Consider the following 16,561-nt stretch of genomic DNA (forward strand, 5'->3'; position numbering starts at 1 on the left):
CGCTTCCTTCGGCGATTACGGCGTTCTCGGTGTTCAGGGCGGTTCAGGCGGTTCCGGCGCTTTCAGCGGTCTCTGCGCTCTCTGCGATCTCTGTCTCGGCGGTCTCTGCGGTCTCCGCGGTCTCCGCGGTCTCTGCGGTCTCTGCGGTCTCTGCGGTCTCTGCGGTCTCTGCGGTCTCCGCGAGTTTGAGCAGGTGGGCCAGGTCGTCCGGTCGCGTGTGCGGGTTGAGGACGGTGACCTTGAGCCAGAGCCGGCCGTCGGCCCGGGCGCGGCCGAGGACGGCCCGGCCCTCGTGCAGCAGTCGCCGGCGTACGGCGGCCACGGCGTCGTCGGCGGCGGCCGGCCGGAACAGGACGGTGCTGATGGCGGGGCGGTCGTACAGCTCGAAGCCGGGGTGCTCGCGGACCAGTGCGGCGAACTCCCGGGCCCGCGCGCAGACCTGGTCGACCAGGGCGCCGAGCCCGCCGCGGCCCAGCGTCTTCAGCGTGACGGCGATCTTCAGGATGTCGGGGCGGCGGGTGGTGCGCAGGGAGCGGCCGAGCAGGTCGGGCAGGCCGGCCCCGATGTCGTCGTCGGCGTTCAAATAGTCGGCGCGCTGGTGGAGCGCGGCGAGTTCGTGCGGGCGGGCGACGGCGAGGAGACCGGCGGCGACCGGCTGCCAGCCGAGCTTGTGCAGGTCGAGGGTGACGGTGTGGGCGGCTTCGAGGCCGGCGAGTCGGTCGCGGTACCGGTCGCTGAAGAGGAGGCCGCCGCCGTAGGCGGCGTCGACGTGCAGCCGGGCGCCGTGCGCGGTGCACAGGCCGGCGATCTCGGGCAGCGGGTCGATGAGTCCGGCGTCGGTGGTGCCGGCGGTGGCGGCGACCAGGAGCGGGCCGGGCAGCGTCGTGAGGGCCTCGTCTAGGGCGGCCGGGTCGAGGGTGCCGTTGGGTGACGGGACGAGAACCGGCTCGGGCAGGCCGAGCAGCCAGGCGGCGCGCGGCAGCGAGTGGTGGGCGCCGGTGCCGCAGACCAGGCGCAGGCCGGCGCCGTGCGCTTCGCGGGCGAGGAGCAGGGCGAGTTGGTTGGACTCGGTGCCGCCGGTGGTCACGAGGGCGTCGGCGAGGCCGGCCGTGCGGGCGAGGGTGCGGGTGACCGCGGCTTCCAGGGCGGAGGCGGCCGGTGCCTGCTCCCAGGAGTCCAGGGAGGGGTTGAGGGCGCTCGCGGCGAGGTCGGCGGCGGTGGCCACGGCGAGCGGCGGGCAGTGCAGGTGGGCCGCGCACAGCGGGTCGGCGGGGTCGGCGGCGCCCGCGGCGAGGGCGTGCACGAGCGTGCGCAGCGCGTCCGGGTCGCCGGTGTCCGGGAGGACGTCCCCGAGGGCGTCCGCGATCCGTCCGGCGACGGCCCCCGGTCCGCCGGCGGGCAGCGGTCCGCCGCGCTCGCGGCCCCCGGCTTCCAGCGCGTCGAGCACGGTGGTGAGCAGGGGCCGCAGGGCGTCGGGACCGGCGGGCCCGGAGGCGAGGGGCGGCAGGCTCATGGGCTCTCCTCCGGGCAGGGACCGTCCGGTGGGCGCGCGGGGCCCGGGGCGTCCGGCTGGGGGCGGAGTTCCAGCTTGTACCGGAAGAGAGCCCTGTGTCCCCGAGGATCGGCGAACGGAACCCGAAAGTGTGTACTGCCGTACCGGCGGGGGGAGGTGGTGGAGGGCTAGGGGGTGCGGAAGTCGCCGGCGTGGTCCTCGGCCCATCGGGCGAAGGTGCGGGCCGGGGTGCCGGTGAGCTCCTCCACCGTGCCGGTGATCTCCGGGGGCACGCCGACGGTTTCCGCGAAGCTTTCCAGCAGCCGTCCGAGCATGGGCGGCGGCACGTGCGGGAACAGCTCCGGGCCCGCTTCGGCGGGGTCGATCTCCACGAACGCCAGCTTCCTGCCGAGCACTTCCCCGATCGTCGCGACCTGGTCGGCGTTGCTGGTCGCGCCGGGTCCGGTCAGCCGGTGCACCGCCCCCTCGTGCCCGCCGTCGAGCAGGACGCGCTCGGCGACGGCCGCGATGTCGTCCTCGTGAATCGGTGCGGAGAGCCCGTCGGCGAAGACCCCCCGCACGGTGTCGCCCCGCCGGATCTGCGGCGCCCACTGGAGCGCGTTGGTGGCGAACGCGTTGGGGCGCAGGAAGGTCCAGGCGAGCCCGCTGTCACGGATCTGCCGCTCGGCGGTGGCGTGCATGACGTGGATGGGGTGGGTCTCGTCGGCGCCTTCCCGGACGATGCCGCTGGAGAGCAGCACGACGTGCCGCACGCCGTGCTCGCGGGCCGCGGCGAGCAGCGGCGCCGCGTCGGGCAGCGCGTACAGGAAGAGGTGCGTCGCCCCGGCGAACAGGGCGCCGGGGTCGTCCGGCCGGAACCGCACCACCTCGGCCGCCTCGGGCAGTGCGGCCCGCCTCGGGTCGCGGGTCAGCGCCCGGACGGGCCGGCCCGCGGCGAGGAGACGGTCGACGAGGGCACGGCCGACGTTGCCGGTCGCTCCGGTCACTACGATCACGGTGCTGCCTCCACGGGCTCGGTCGATCTGGGACACCGAGCCTAGGAAGGGCGGCCGGGTGGCCGCATCGTCGGCAGGGACCAGCCGCGTCGTACGTCTTCGGACCTACTCCGCCTCCCGTTCGCCGCGCACCCGCAGCGCGCGGGACAGGTCGTCCAGCCGGTCGGCGAGGGTGCGCCGCAGGGCCGGGGTGAGCTCGGCGTCGCGCAGGCAGGCCTCGCCGAGCCGCAGGTTCTCGGCGTCGACGGCGTGGGCGGGGAAGCACCAGCGGCCGGCGGCGACGGCCATCGCGGGACCGCGGCGGGCGGCGAGGGCGACCGCGTCCGGGTAGAAGCGCGCTACGTACGGGCGTACCAGCTCGGCCTGTTCGGGCTGCCAGAAGCCCTGTGCGGTGGCCGTGAAGAGGTAGTTGGACAGGTCGTCGCCGGTGAACATCGCTTCCCACGCGGCGCGCTTGGCCTCCGGGTCGGGCAGCGCGGCCCGGCAGCGGGCGGCGCCCTCCTGGCCGGTGGCGCTCGGGTCGCGGTCCAGTTCGGCGGCGATGGCGGTCTCGTCGGTGGCGCCGAGCACGGCGAGCCGGGCGAGGATGCGCCAGCGCAGCTCGGGGTCGAGTTCCGGTCCGCCGGGGACCGTGCCGTCGGCGAGCCAGGCGGCGATGGTCTCCGGGTGGGCCGCCACGCTGATCAGGTGCCGTACGGCGATCAGCCGCAGGCCGGGGTGGTCGCCGTCCTCGGTGCGGCGCAGCAGGTCGCGGCAGAGCGAGGTGAGGGTGGCCAGGGCGGCCGGGCGGTCCTCCGGCGCCAGGTACTGCTCGGTGAGCTGGCCGACGGCGAAGGCGAGGACGCCCTGGGCGACGGCCAGGTCGGTCTCGCGGGGCAGGTGGGCGCGGGCCGTCTCCAGGTAGGCGGCGGGCGGGAGTTCGCCGTCGCGGACGGCGTCCCGGAGGGCGTTCCAGACGATCGCGCGGGTGAGCGGGTCGGGCAGGCCGGACAGGCCGGTGCGGAGGGTCCCGAAGGAGGGGGCGTCGAAGCGGATCTTGGCGTAGGTGAGGTCGCCGTCGTTGAGGAGGACGAGCGCGGGACGCCTGCCGATGGGCTGCGGGGCGGTCTGCGGGACGTCGAGGTCGATGCGCTCGCGCAGCAGCAGCCGGCCCTCGTCGGCGACGTCGTGGTCGTACAGGCCGGCGCTGAGGCGGTGCGGGCGGCTGCCCGCGCGGTCGGCGGTCAGCGTGCAGGTGCCCTCGGCGGCGGTGATCACCGGGGTGAGCGTGTCGACGCCGGTGGTGCGCAGCCAGCTGTCGGCCCAGGCGTGCACGTCGCGGTCGGTGGCGGAGGCGAGGGAGTCGATGAAGTCGGCGAGGGTGGCGTTGCCGAACCTGTGCCGCCTGAAGTGGGTGTTGATGCCGGCGAGGAAGTCCTTCTCGCCGAGCCACGCGGCCAGCTGGCGCAGCGCGGAGGCGCCCTTGGCGTAGGAGATGCCGTCGAAGTTGAGCAGGGCGGAGGCCGTGTCGTCGACGTTCTCGGGGGCGACCGGGTGGGTGGTGGGGCGCTGGTCGGCGTCGTAGCCCCAGGACTTGCGGGTGACGCCGAACTCGGTCCAGGGGTCGGTGAAGCGGGTGGCCTCGGCGGTGGTCTGGTAGCCCATGTACTCGGCGAAGGACTCGTTCAGCCAGATGTCGTCCCACCACTTGAGGGTGACGAGGTCGCCGAACCACATGTGGGCCATCTCGTGGGCGATGACCATGGCCCGGGTCTGCCGCTCGGTCTCGGTGACGGCGGAGCGGTAGACGAAGTCGTCGCGGAAGGTGACCAGGCCCGGGTTCTCCATGGCGCCGGAGTTGAACTCCGGGACGAACGCCTGATCGTAGGAGTCGAAGGGGTACGGCTCCTCGAACTTCTCGTGGTAGCGGTCGAAGCACGCGCGTGTGACGTCGAGGATCTCCTCGGCGTCGGCGTCGAGGTGGGGCGCGAGCGAGCGGCGGCAGTGGATGCCGAAGGGCAGCCCGCGGTGCTCGGTGCGCACCGAGTGCCAGGGGCCGGCGGCGACGGCGACCAGGTAGGTGGAGATCGGCGGGGTGGGCGCGGCCTGCCAGACGCCGTCTCCGCGGTGCTCGGTGACGCCGTTGGCGAGGACGGTCCAGCCCGCGGGCGCCTTCACCCGGACCTCGAAGACGGACTTCAGGTCGGGCTGGTCGAAGGCGGCGAAGACCCGCTGGACGTCGTCCATGAACAGCTGCGAGTACACGTACGTCTCGCCGTCGCTGGGGTCGGTGAAGCGGTGCATGCCCTCGCCGGTGCGGGAGTAGCGCATGACCGCGTCCACGCGCAGCTCGTGCTCGCCGGCGGCGAGGTTCTTCAGCGGCAGCCGGTCCTCGCTCAGCGACTCGGGGTCGAGCGGCTCCCCGTCGAGCGTGACGCCGCGCAGCTCGGCGGGCTTCAGCTCGACGAACGTGTCCCCGTCGGACCGGGCGGTGAAGCGGATCTCGGTACGGGAGCCGAAGGTCTCGTCTCCGGTCGTGAGGTCCAGTTCGACCGTGTATCGGTGGACGTCGAGGAACTGTGCTCGGAGCTGCGCTTCGTCGCGCGTGAGTACGGACATGCAGGACATGCTGCCTGATGGGACCGACAGCGCACAGGGGTGGATCGGTACGCGGCATATGTCTCCCGCGCACGCCCCGCGCCGGTTGCCTGGTCAGCCCCTTGCCGGCCGCGCCGGACACCCCCTGCCCGCGTACGCCGGACGCCCCCTGCCGGGCGCCGGTCACCCCCCTGCCCCCGCGTCCCCGTCACGCCCCGCCCCGGAGCGGCGGTCGTGCCCTGCTCGCCGAGCCGCGGTCGTTCCCTGCTCGCCGAGCGGTGGTCAGTCCTGGTCCGCCGGCTGCCCGTTCTGGGCGTCCTCGGCGATCCGCTCGTGGTGCCGGATCACCTCGGCGATGATGAAGTTGAGGAACTTCTCGGCGAACGCCGGATCGAGCCTGGCGTTCTCGGCGAGGCGCCGCAGCCGTTCGATCTGCCGGGCCTCGCGGGCGGGGTCGGCGGGCGGCAGCTGGTGCAGCGCCTTGAGCCGGCCCACCTGCTGGGTGGCCTTGAAACGCTCGGCGAGCATGTGGACGACGGCCGCGTCGATGTTGTCGATGCTCTCGCGCAGCCGCTCCAGTTCCTGGCGGACCTCGGGGTCCACGGCACCGGTGCCGGTGTTGCTGGTGGTCATGGGGGCCCACCCTATGCGCTCCCCCGGCCGGGCCTACGCGGTGTCCGGGGACTGGATCATCGGCGGATCGCCGGGGTCCGGAACGCGGTCGCTCCAGCCGCCGGGGACGCCGCGGCCCTGCTGCGCGCGGAACCGGACGGGGGCGAGGCCCACCCGGCGGGTGAACAGCCGGGAGAAGTAGGCGGGGTCGTCGTAGCCGACGCGGCGGGCGACGGCCGCGACGGGCAGGTCCGTGCCGGCGAGGAGCTCCTTGGCCCGGCCGAGACGGATGCCGAGCAGGTAGTCCTTGGGGCTGCACCCGGCCGCCCGGCGGACCGCGCCGCGCAGCTCGGCGGTGGTCATGCCGTGCCGGGCGGCGTGGTCGGCGACGCTCAGCGGTGTGCAGGCGTCCCGGGCCAGGGCCGTGAGCACCTGGTCGCCGTCGGGGGCGAGGTCGGCGCGGGCCCGGCGCAGGGAGACGAGGAGTTCGTGGACGGCGGCGCCGGTCTCCACCTCCAGCAGCGGGTTGCCGCGGCGGGCGGCGCGGGCGACGCGGGCGATGACCGCGCGGGGGGCGGCGGCGTCGGAGAGCGGGACGACCGGCCGGTCGGGCTCGATGTAGCCGAGCTCGCGGTAGGCCGCCGTGGCGGGCCCGGCGAAGTCGACGAAGCCCTCGTCCCAGCCGGTGTCCGCCTCGGGCGCGTAGTGGTGGGGCACGCCGGGGGTGAGCCAGAGCAGCGCGGGCGCGGTGACGGCCGTACGGCGGCCGTCGGCGCCCCGGAACCAGCCGCGGCCCGAGCTGATCACCACGGCCACGTGGTGGTCGAGGGTGCGCGGGCCGACCGTGGGCAGCGCGCCGTGCTGGAGGCCGACGCCGAGGCAGACCAGGCCGAGGCGGTGGTGGGCGGGGCCGGGGCTGAAGAACCGCATCCAGGTCTGGTACATCGGCGCTCCTCCCGGCGTGCCGTGCGGCGCGTTTTTGTCCAAGCAGCGCCGATCTTCGTCCATGGCGCCGGTCACCGGAAGGGGGTGAGGCTGGGGCGCATGGGCGAGGTCGCGTGGGGGGAAGGCGCATGAGCGGGTTTGCGGTGGGGGAGGCCGGGTTCCTGCTGGACGGGCGCCCGGTGCGGGTGCTGTCCGGGGCGCTGCACTACTTCCGGGTGCACGAGGCGCACTGGGGGCACCGGCTGGCGATGCTGCGGGCGATGGGTCTCAACTGCGTGGAGACGTACGTCCCGTGGAATCTGCACGAGCCCGCCCCGGGGGCGTTCAGGGACGTGGCGGCGGTCGGCCGGTTCCTGGACGCGGTCCGCGAGGCGGGCCTGTGGGCGATCGTGCGACCGGGGCCGTACATCTGCGCCGAGTGGGAGAACGGCGGGCTGCCGGCCTGGCTGACGGCGGAGGCGGGCCCGCGCGCGCGTACGCGTGACGAGCGCTACCTGTCCCGCGTCCGGGACTGGTTCCACCGGCTGCTGCCCGAGGTCGTCCCGCGCCAGCTGGACCGCGGCGGCCCGGTGATCATGGTCCAGGTGGAGAACGAGTACGGCAGCCACGGCAGTGACACCGGTTACCTGGAGGAGCTGGCCGGCCTGCTGCGCGCCGAAGGGGTCACCGCCGTGCTGGTCACCTCGGACGGTCCCGAGGACCACATGCTGACCGGGGGCTCGCTGCCCGGGGTGCTCGCCACGGTGAACTTCGGCTCCCGGGCGCGCGAGGCGTTCGCCGCGCTGCGCCGCCACCGCCCGGAGGGCCCGCTGATGTGCATGGAGTTCTGGTGCGGCTGGTTCGACCACTGGGCGGGCGAGCACGCCGTACGGGATCCGGCCGAGGCCGCGCGGGCGCTGCGGGAGGTCCTGGAGTGCGGGGCGTCGGTGAACCTCTACATGGCGCACGGCGGCACGAGCTTCGGCGGCTGGGCGGGCGCCAACCGGGGCGGCGAGCTGCACGAGGGCCCGCTGGAGCCGGATGTGACCTCGTACGACTACGACGCGCCCGTCGACGAGTACGGCAGGCCCACGGAGAAGTTCCGGCGCTTCCGCGAGGTGCTGTCCGCGTACCACCCCGGCCCGCTGCCCGGCCTGCCGCCGCGGCCCGCCGCGCTGGCCGCCCCGGCCGAGGCCGTGCTCACGGACTGGGCGCCGCCGGCGGGCGTGCTGGAGACCCTGGGCGGCGCGGAGACGGTGTCGCCGGTGCCGCCCGCCTTCGAGGAGCTGGGCATCACCCGGGGCCTGGTGCGCTACACGGTGGACGTGCCCGGTCCGCGCCGGCCGTACCCGCTGACCGTGCGGGGGCTGCGGGACCTGGCGGTGGTGTACGTCGACGGCGAGCGGGCCGGGGTGCTCACCGAGGAGGAGTCGCGGCTCCGGGAGCCGGTCGCGGGCCCCGCGCGCGTGGAGCTGTGGGTGGAGTCCCTGGGCCGGGTGAACTACGGTCCGCGCCTCGGCGAGGCGAAGGGTGTCACCGGGGGCGTCCTGCACGAGCGGCAGTACCTGCACGGGGTACGCGCGCGCGGGCTCGACCTGGACGCGTTCGCCGGCGGCGTGGCCGGGGTGCCCTTCGGCGCGCTGCCGCGGGAGGGCGCGCCGGGGCTGTACCGGGGCACGGTCACCGTCCGCGGCGCCGGGGACGCCCGGCTGGAGCTGCCCGGCTGGACGCGCGGCTTCGCCTGGATCAACGGCTTCTGCCTCGGCCGCTACTGGTCGGCGGGCCCCCAGCGGACGCTGTACGTACCCGGGCCGGTGCTGCGGGAGGGCGGGAACGAGGTGTGGCTGCTGGAGCTCCAGGAGACGGACCCGGGCCCGCGGGCGCCCCGCCTGCTGCCCGTGTGACCGGCCGCATCGCCCGCGCCCGCCGGGGTCCCGCCTACAGTGGAGAGGGATTCCGGCGTCTTTGGGGGTGCCGAGTGGCGAACGGCGGACCGGTCGAGCACGGCTACCCGCACCTGGAGACGGTGCGGGCCGCCGTCACCGCGCTGTACCGGCGCCTGTCCCGCGACACCGTCCAGATGTTCTCGGCCAGCGTGGCCCCCGCCGACGTGGCGTTCTGCGACACCGACGACCTGTACCTGGGCGCGCAGCGCGTGGCCCGGGAGATGGTGCGGCACTTCCGGCTGCCGGACGCGCGGATGATCGTCGGCTTCCGGGAGATGACCCACGCCGCCAACGTCGAACTGGCGGCTGGCCCCGAGTACTTCGTGGAGCTGAACGACCGCTTCCGCACTCACCGCGCGGACATCGGCGCGGCGCTCGCCCACGAGGTGGCGCACGTCTATCTGCACCGCCTGGACCTGTCGTTCCCCACCACGGCGCAGAACGAGATCCTCACGGACACGGTGACGACCTACCTCGGCGCGGGCTGGCTGCTGCTGGACGCCTACCGGGAGGACGGGGTCTCCTCGCAGAAGCTCGGCTACCTCACCCCGGAGGAGTTCGGGTACGTCCTGGCCAAGCGGGCCCTGCTGTTCGGGGAGGACCCCTCCGTGTGGTTCACCAGCCCGCAGGCCTGCACCGCCTACGCCAAGGGCATGGCGCGGGCCCGCCACGACGGGCAGCAGCCGCCGCTGACCGGGGCCGGCTGGGCGGGCCGCCGCCGCTACGCCCACGACCGCCGGCACGCCTCGGGCACCCCGCCCTCGGCCCCCTACTCCTTCGCCCCCGACCCCACCGGGCACCTCCGGGTCTCCTTCCCCTGCCCCACCTGCCACCAGCGGATCAGGGTGCCGGTGCGGGGACGCGTCCGGGCGCGGTGCGGATTGTGCCGGACGGTGCTGGAGTGCGACACGTAGGGGGCGGGGCGGGCGCCCGGCCGGCGGGGGCGGGGGCGCGCGGCAGGGGGCCGGCCGGGCCGGTCCCTCCGCTAGGCGGTGGCCCGGGTCGGCGGGGATGAGGTCGGGTGGCAGGGGCCGGCCGGGCCGGTCCCTCCGCTAGGCGGTGGCCTGGGGCGTGTACCGGTCCGGCGGCCAGACGCCCGCCGCGCGTGCGGCCGCCAGCCACCTCGGGAACTCGCCGACGAGCCGGTCGTACAGCTCGGCGTCGGAGACCCGCAGCGGGTCCCGGCCGGCGTGGAAGAAGCCGGCGTTGTCCACGATCCGCTTGCCCGGCACCGCCAGGTCGTCCAGCTTGCGCAGGAAGTCGAACTGCCGGCTGCTGGGGTCGCCGAAGCCGACGAACTGCCAGAACAGCGGGAGCCTTGCGGCCTTGCACAGGTAGCGCTCGGCGGCGAGCTTGTTGATGGGCCCGCCGTCGGTCTGGAAGACCACCAGGGCGGGGGCGGTGGCGCCGCTGTCCAGGTAGTGGTCGATGACGGCGTCCATCGCCAGGTGGTAACTGGTCTTGCCCATGTGCCCGAGCCCGGCGGCGATCCGCCCGATCCGGCCCGCGTGGCCGGCCAGGGCGATGTCGGTGACGGCGTCGACGTCCGTGGAGAAGAACACCACGGGCACCCGCCCGTCGTCGTCCAGGTGCGCCGACAGGCCCAGCACCCGGTCGGCGAGCGCCTGCACGCTGCCGTCCTGGTAGTACGGCTTCATCGAGCCCGAGTAGTCGACCACCAGGTACACGGCGGCCCGCAGCCCGTCCATGCCGTGCTTGCGCAGCGACACCCCCGCCGACCGGTAGGCATCGAGGAGCGCCGGCGCGGCCTCCTCCACCTTGCGCAGACCGATCCCGGCCATGATCTCCCCCTCCGGCTGTCCAGGCGCCCGAGCGTACGTGATCACGGCCTTGGCGGAGCGGCCCCTCGTGCTCACGGTCTCGGCCCGCCCGCTCGCACGCCCGCACGCCCGCCCGCACTGATGCCCTGACGACTGCCCTGGCACTGCCCGGAGAACGCCTCCGGGCCTGTTCACCCTCTGCGATGATGACTCCCTTCGCAGGACAGGCGGGTTGTGTGAGGGGGACGGGTGGACGCGGAGCAGCCGGAAACTCGAGCGGGGGGCTCCAGGCGGGCACTCGTCGTCGGTGTGGGGCGGACTCCGGCCCTGGGCAGGGACGAAGACCTCGCCGCGCGCTTCCCGGAGCTGGCCTGCGCCTCCGAGGACGTGGACCTCGTGGGCCGGGCACTCAGGCAGTCCCGTTACGAGGTACGCCAGTTGAGCGATCCCGGGCTCTCCGAGCTGCTGGGCGCCCTCCAGGAGTTCTTCGACCAGTGCCTGCCCGGCGACATCGCGTTCCTGTACCTCTCCTGCCACGGCGTGACGCTGAACGGCCGTGACCATCTGCTGCCCGCCGACGCTCAGCCGGGCCGGGCCGCCCCCGACGGCAGCCGGTCCCTGCTCGACCGCACCCTGATACCCGCCGATCCCGAAGGGCTCCTCCTCGGACTGCCGGCCGGAGTGACGGCCGTGGTGTGCCTGGACACCTGCCGCACCGAGGAGCCGACGGCCACCTCGCAGGACGGCCGCAGGACGGTGCTCACGGCCGCCGAGGACGTGTACTGGCTGTACAGCTGCGGGCAGGGCGAACGCTCCTACGCGGACCCGCAGGAAGGCAGCTGGTTCGGCCGCGCGCTCGCCAAGGCGCTCACCCCGACGACTCAGCCGACCACCTTCGCCGACCTCGTCGGGTACACCCGGTCGGCGGTGCGCCGCGCCGCGTCGGATGCCGGTATCCGGCCTCCCACCATCGACCGGTACGTGCCGCACGGCCGAAAGGAGGACGTGCCGGGGCCGGTGCTGTGCGACGGTGCGCAAGAGGCGTACCGATGGACGACCATGATCGACCAGTCGTCGTTGTGGCGGTACACCTCGGGCGGCGATGTGGCGCACGAGCGGGTCAGGAAGCGGCTCGGCGCACTCGTGGAACACATCGTGGACTCGCTCTCCACCGAGGGGGCGCACCGCGCCGACCCCTGGGCCGACCCCACCTACCCGGTCCGCGTGGTGGGGCAGCTGGAGGCGCTGGTGGAACGGGCCCGGCTCGAGGGGCGTGACCTGCTGTCGCCCGCCGAGACCGCGGCCCTGCTCGCCGCACCCGTCGTACACGAGGGTGTGGTCGCCATCGCGCTGGAGGAACTGCGCCTGACGCTGCCCGGCGGCATGGACGCCAAGGGCGCCGACCACGAGAACCTCGACGGCCACGACCGCCTGGTCCGGGACGCCGCCCACGATGTGTGCCGGGCGCACTCCCAGGTCCGGCGGACGGCCGCGACCCTGCGGCGACGCGGCCTCGTGGAGCAGACGGCTGCCGCCGACCACTGGCTGCGCCACCGCTTCATCACCGAGTGGGACCTGTTGTGGGAACGGACCGGCGACTACCCCGGTGTGGACACGATCATCGGCCTCCTCGTGAACGCGCTGCTCGATGCGTCCTCGGAGCCCTGCACCGTCACGGACACGACCCGGCTCGCCATCGACGGCCAGCTGAGACAGGTCCTCGGTCATCTGGCGGTCCATCCCAGTTCCAGTCCGCGCATCAACGACGTGCGCGGTGGCGACGAGTGGAACTGCTACCCGCCGGTGCGCGGCAACCACTGGCGCGCGCAGGACCTCGCCCGTCTGCTGTGGACCGCCGGTCTCCTCGCCGCCGACCCCCGCCGCATGTCGAGCGTCCTCGTCGACCACCTGGGTGCTCACGAGCCGCTGGACCCCGCAGAGGTGGTGGCGGCGGTGTCGGCCGACTTCGGCTACGACGTCATCCCCCTTGCCGAGCAGGACACCGGCCCTTACGAGCTCGCCGCGCGGTTCCCCTGCCCGCATCCGGCGCTGCACGTGGCCGTGGAGGAACTCGCCGCGCGTGCGAACGGCACCGTCGGCCTGCTCCATCTGGAGTGGCAGAAGCAGCGGACCTCCCCGCCGGCCTTGCTGCGCGGGTTTCCCGAACGTGTCACGAGCGAACAGCTCGTCCCACTGGACGAACGGTACAAACAGCCGCTGGAGCGGTTCCGGCTGGCCGAGGACGAGATTCGTCCGCTGCTGATGGGCACCCAGCTGTACGGCGACCGGATGCTCGCGGTGCGCGAGCTGTACCAGAACGCCCTCGACGCGTGCCGGTACCGGAGCATGCGCCGGCAGTACGGCGCGACCCAGGGGCGCCAGGGGCCCGAGTGGCAGCCGAGGATCCGGTTCACCCAGGGTTGGGACGCCGACGGCAGGCTGTACATCGAGTGCACGGACAACGGCTCCGGGATGAGCAGGGCCAAGCTGACCTCCATGTTCGCCAGGGCCGGCAAGCGGTACGAGCAGGATCCCGAGTTCGTCCAGGAACGCCGCAACTGGCGTCGGGCGGGGCTGAGCGAGATGCCGCTCAACTCCCGGTTCGGCATTGGGGTGTTCAGCTATTTCATGCTGGCCGAGGAGGTCGTGGTCTGGACGAGTCCGGTGGACCACTACGGACGGGCCGTGCAGGTGGAGCCGCTGCGGGCGGACATCCAGTCCGGGTCGGGCCTCCTGCGGATCGGCGACGACCCGGCGGTGGCCCTGGACGGGGGCACTCGGGTGCGGCTCTACCTCGGGGAGGAGGAGACCCAGCCACCGTCGCTGGTGGACACGCTCGAGTCGTTCCTGTGGGTGGCCGACTTCGAGGTGGAGGCCGAGGAACTGCCCAGGGAGGGCGCGGGCGGTGCCGCACGGCAAGCTCGCTGGGAGCCCGGTGAACTGAACGCGCCCACGCCGAAGCCCTGGAAGTACGAGGCCGTTCAGGGATCCTCGGACATCTGGCTGGTACAGGGAAAGGGCCGATGGCTGCTGGACGGTGTGGTGATCAAGGATGCCGAGTCCGTCCCAGGGCGGATCGTCAACCTCCGCGAGCGGCACCGTCCCGAGCCCAGCGTGGACCGCAACACCCTGATCTCCCACGACCGTGACGCGGTGACCGCCGAAGTCCTGGACGCGATCCCGAGGGCCGCCGCACGGTGGACGCACGTCGCCCTCGACTGGCTGTGGGAACTTGTCGACACCTCGCCCCGGGTGGCCGTCGAGGTGCTCGACGCGTTGCCGCCGGAGACGCTGGCCGTCATCGACGCGCCGAACTCGTCACGCAGGAGCCTGCCCCGTTCGCTTCCCCTGAGCGAGGTGGGGTGCCTGCCCACCGACAAGAGCGGCGACAACTCCCGGACCCAATGGCGCACCTTCAGGGAACACGAGGGCCTGCTGCTCAACATGTGGCGACAGACCCGGCTGGGCCTGCAGGAGCACGCACACCGCTTCTGTCCCGACGGTTACCCGCGGCCCCGCAGCATGGACGCGATGCTCTTCAGGCAGGACCTCGATCCACGCGGATGGGAGACGGTGGTGCGAGCCGCCTGCCTGACGCACGTGCCGGTGAGCGAGCCCCTGAAGGCCCTGCGGCGCTACGCGATCGTCGGGTTCGGGGTCCCCGGCACTGCGGACATCCGCAAGCTCCGCGGCGTACGGCCGTCCGCGCCGGTGATGGAACTGCTGAACGCCTACCGGGAGACCCGGCTGTTCGGTGACGCCTCCCCCACCAGGCCGGCACTCCACGCCCCGCTGCTGCTGATCGCCGCGGAACATCGCCTCAGTCTCGGCGACGCCGCCGTTCTGCTGGAAGAGCTCCGCGCGTGGCAGCCGGAGTTGCCCGACGTTCCCGAACTGGACCCCGAACTGGCCGCCGAGACACCCAGCCGGCTCGACGCGGCACTGCTGGTGCGGGAGCCCGGCACCGCGGCCCGCTTCCACCGCGGCGAGCTGCGTTTGATCGATCTCCTCACCCGAGCCGACCGACGAGTCTCCATCGGAGACCTCGCCGCACGCGTCCGGCACTTCGCACCGCTCGGATTCTCCCTGCGGCAGGAGCCCTCGCCGGCCGTGCTCGAACACGGCCCGCTCAGTGCCGCCGAACAGGTCCTGTTCTCCGCCACCAGCCCGAACGCTCTGCGGAACTGGCGGCACGCCGACATGTCGACGGCCGATGTCCTGCTCCTCTCCGCCGACCTGGGTGTCGTCCCGGCCGCGGTGGCCGCGCAGATCAACGGACTGGCCCAGGTGACCGGCATTCGGGCGCAGGAGCCGCCCGCCGCGGTCGCCGACCGGCTGCCACCCCCCTTGGCGGCCACCGTCCTGCGCAGAGTGCCCACCAGGCAGCGCGAGGGGATCGGGCCCTGGGAGTTCATCAGAGTGGTGACCCGGGCGCCGAAGCCTCGCTCCCAGCGGCACCAGGCCACGGTGGACCCGGGCGCCGCCGAGGAGGCTCTCCGGTACCTGGACGCGGCCGGGCTCCTCTCCCCAGGCTTCGAGGGCCTCATCCCACCGACCCTCCGCCAGCTGAGCGCGGGCCATCCTCTGCTGCAGATGTCCTCGTTTTCGCCACCCCCGCGGCTGGACGAGACCGGGCTGACCCCGCAGGAACTGCTCCGGCTCAGCGCCGACGACAAATGCACCATCGGCGAGACCCTGGCACGGCTGTCGCAGGCGGAGCAGTTCCTGCCGGTCCACATACCCGCATGCGCTCCCGAGGTCACGGCGCTGTCCCCGACGCTGGAGGACTACTGGGCACTCACGCACCGGGACGGGTTCCGCGCGGAGCTCACCATCCTGCCGCTGCTGGAGCACGCGCGGCACAGCCGCCGTCCTCTCGCGGCATCCATCGAGCGCCTGGCCGCGTTCACTCCGCTCGGCGCTGCCCGGCCGCCGTGCGACCTCACCGACCCGGGAACGTCCGTCCTCCGCGAGTTCACCCCGACCCTGTTCGACCTCGCCGCCTTCGACGCCGGCCTCCTCGGCCCCGGTCTCCTCGGACCTCTCGAACTGGTCCGCACCGCGGGCCGCTTCGGCTGGTCCCTCGGCAAGACGTACGACCGCTACGCGCCCCTGGCCTGCCTCGGTCTGGACGTCACCGTTCCCCGCCCCGGGGCCGGGGCCGCCGACCGCGTTCCCGACTGGCAGGACCTCATCATCCTCACCGAGCAGCTGACAGGGCGCGCTCCCGCGCTCACCGGTGCCGTGTCCCTGGACCACATCGCCCTGTGCGCCGAGGAGACGGATCTGCCCGCGTCCGAAGTGCGCGAGCGACTGGTCCGGTACGCGACCCTCTTCTCCCTGAACCTGCCTGCACTGGAAGGAACACCCGGTTGACCGCCCCCATCGCCTACGACCCCGACGCCGTCCACACGGCCGTCCTCACATTCCGGTGGAACGTCCGGGTGAACGGTGACGAGACCACGTACCAGGCATCGGGCACCTGCCCCGTGTGCGGCTGTGCCATGACGAGGACCTGGATATCCGGCCAGCCACCCGTCGCCAAGGGCGGCTTCCTCGGCCGGCGTGCGGAACCGGGGGCCGAGCCCTACTACACGGTGTGCACCTGCCGGACCCTGCACATGAACCGCCCCGCGAGCGAGCCCCGGGGTTGCGGTGCCCTGCTGACCGTCGCCCCGCCACCCGCTGGAGGTAACCCGTGAACTGGACGCCCACGCCGCAGCAGCTCCGCGACGCCGACCGCAGGGTCGCGGAGCTGTCCGCCCCGCAGCGGCAGTTGCAGGAGGCCGTACGGCAGGCCGAGGGGTACCGGAACTTCCTCGCCTCCCTCACCGGGCTCCTGGCGGCCGTCTTCGTGCTGAAGGGGCAGGAGGACGTGACCAAGCTGGGCGACACGGTCCGGTGGAGCGTGACCGCGCTGCTCGGCACCGGCTTCCTGTCCCTCGTCGTGGCCTCGTGGCTGAGCGTGTCCGCCGTCCACGGGCGGCCCGGGGAGGAGATCCTGCTGGAAGCGGGCAGGCTGCTGCGGTGGGAGAAGCAGCGCACCCGCCGGGTGTGGAAGCTCGTGGAAGCCGCACGCCTGCTCGCGATCACCGGTGTCCTCGCCATCGCCGCGGCCGTCGTCCTTACGTGGATTTGCCCCGGCAGATGAGCGTCCGCGCCCATGGGACGGCCGGGTGGGCCGCGGCGCGCCGGAGACATGCGACGACGCCT

At 73.6% G+C, this 16,561-nt stretch carries 11 protein-coding genes; 5 read left to right on the forward strand and 6 right to left on the reverse strand.

The window, feature by feature from the left end; translation table 11 throughout:
• Positions 1-43: 43 nt before the first annotated feature.
• The 5 genes from ABZ576_RS00405 to ABZ576_RS00425 form a co-directional block, all read right to left on the reverse strand.
• Positions 44-1,513: an aminotransferase class V-fold PLP-dependent enzyme gene (locus ABZ576_RS00405; protein WP_360733944.1), complete on the reverse strand. Its 1,470-nt coding sequence runs from the start codon at positions 1,511-1,513 to the stop codon at positions 44-46.
• A gap of 167 nt (positions 1,514-1,680) precedes the next feature.
• The gene (locus tag ABZ576_RS00410; protein ID WP_360733946.1) at positions 1,681-2,508 is read right to left on the reverse strand and encodes an NAD(P)H-binding protein; all 828 of its coding nucleotides are present in this window, start codon (positions 2,506-2,508) and stop codon (positions 1,681-1,683) included.
• A gap of 105 nt (positions 2,509-2,613) precedes the next feature.
• On the reverse strand, positions 2,614-5,106 hold the full coding sequence (gene pepN / locus ABZ576_RS00415; protein ID WP_360733949.1) for an aminopeptidase N: 2,493 nt from the start codon (positions 5,104-5,106) through the stop codon (positions 2,614-2,616).
• Between the two features lie 261 nt (positions 5,107-5,367).
• Entirely contained in the window at positions 5,368-5,718 is a 351-nt protein-coding gene (locus tag ABZ576_RS00420; RefSeq protein WP_360733952.1) for a chorismate mutase, read from the reverse strand.
• 33 nt (positions 5,719-5,751) lie between these two features.
• Complete coding sequence (locus ABZ576_RS00425; protein WP_360733955.1) at positions 5,752-6,642, reverse strand: AraC family transcriptional regulator; 891 nt, start codon at positions 6,640-6,642, stop codon at positions 5,752-5,754.
• Between the two features lie 128 nt (positions 6,643-6,770).
• Between ABZ576_RS00425 and ABZ576_RS00430 the strand changes: the two genes are divergently transcribed.
• Together ABZ576_RS00430 and ABZ576_RS00435 are read left to right on the forward strand one after the other, a co-directional pair.
• Positions 6,771-8,525 carry a beta-galactosidase family protein gene (locus tag ABZ576_RS00430; protein WP_360733957.1) on the forward strand — a complete coding sequence of 585 codons (1,755 nt, stop codon included), beginning with the start codon at positions 6,771-6,773 and terminating at the stop codon, positions 8,523-8,525.
• A 74-nt stretch (positions 8,526-8,599) separates the two neighbouring features.
• The gene (locus ABZ576_RS00435; protein ID WP_360733959.1) at positions 8,600-9,481 is read left to right on the forward strand and encodes a hypothetical protein; all 882 of its coding nucleotides are present in this window, start codon (positions 8,600-8,602) and stop codon (positions 9,479-9,481) included.
• 138 nt (positions 9,482-9,619) lie between these two features.
• Here ABZ576_RS00435 and ABZ576_RS00440 read toward each other — a convergent pair whose 3' ends face one another.
• Positions 9,620-10,369 (reverse strand): VWA domain-containing protein, encoded by a 750-nt coding sequence (locus ABZ576_RS00440; protein WP_360733962.1) that lies wholly within the window; start codon positions 10,367-10,369, stop codon positions 9,620-9,622.
• Between the two features lie 228 nt (positions 10,370-10,597).
• Here ABZ576_RS00440 and ABZ576_RS00445 point away from each other — a divergent pair, with 228 nt between their 5' ends.
• Genes ABZ576_RS00445 through ABZ576_RS00455 form a run of 3 tightly spaced genes read left to right on the forward strand, consistent with a single transcriptional unit; the run spans position 10,598 to position 16,499 of the window.
• Positions 10,598-15,724, forward strand: coding sequence for a caspase family protein (locus tag ABZ576_RS00445; RefSeq protein ID WP_360733965.1), 5,127 nt, complete (start codon positions 10,598-10,600; stop codon positions 15,722-15,724).
• Positions 15,721-16,050, forward strand: coding sequence for a hypothetical protein (locus ABZ576_RS00450; protein WP_360733968.1), 330 nt, complete (start codon positions 15,721-15,723; stop codon positions 16,048-16,050). The genes ABZ576_RS00445 and ABZ576_RS00450 overlap by 4 nt, the downstream gene beginning before the upstream one ends.
• The gene (locus tag ABZ576_RS00455) at positions 16,047-16,499 is read left to right on the forward strand and encodes a hypothetical protein (protein ID WP_360733970.1); all 453 of its coding nucleotides are present in this window, start codon (positions 16,047-16,049) and stop codon (positions 16,497-16,499) included. Before ABZ576_RS00450 ends, ABZ576_RS00455 begins: the two co-directional genes overlap by 4 nt.
• Positions 16,500-16,561 lie beyond the last annotated feature (62 nt).

The organism is Streptomyces sp. NPDC013455 (assembly GCF_040632975.1).
GTDB lineage: Bacteria > Actinomycetota > Actinomycetes > Streptomycetales > Streptomycetaceae > Streptomyces.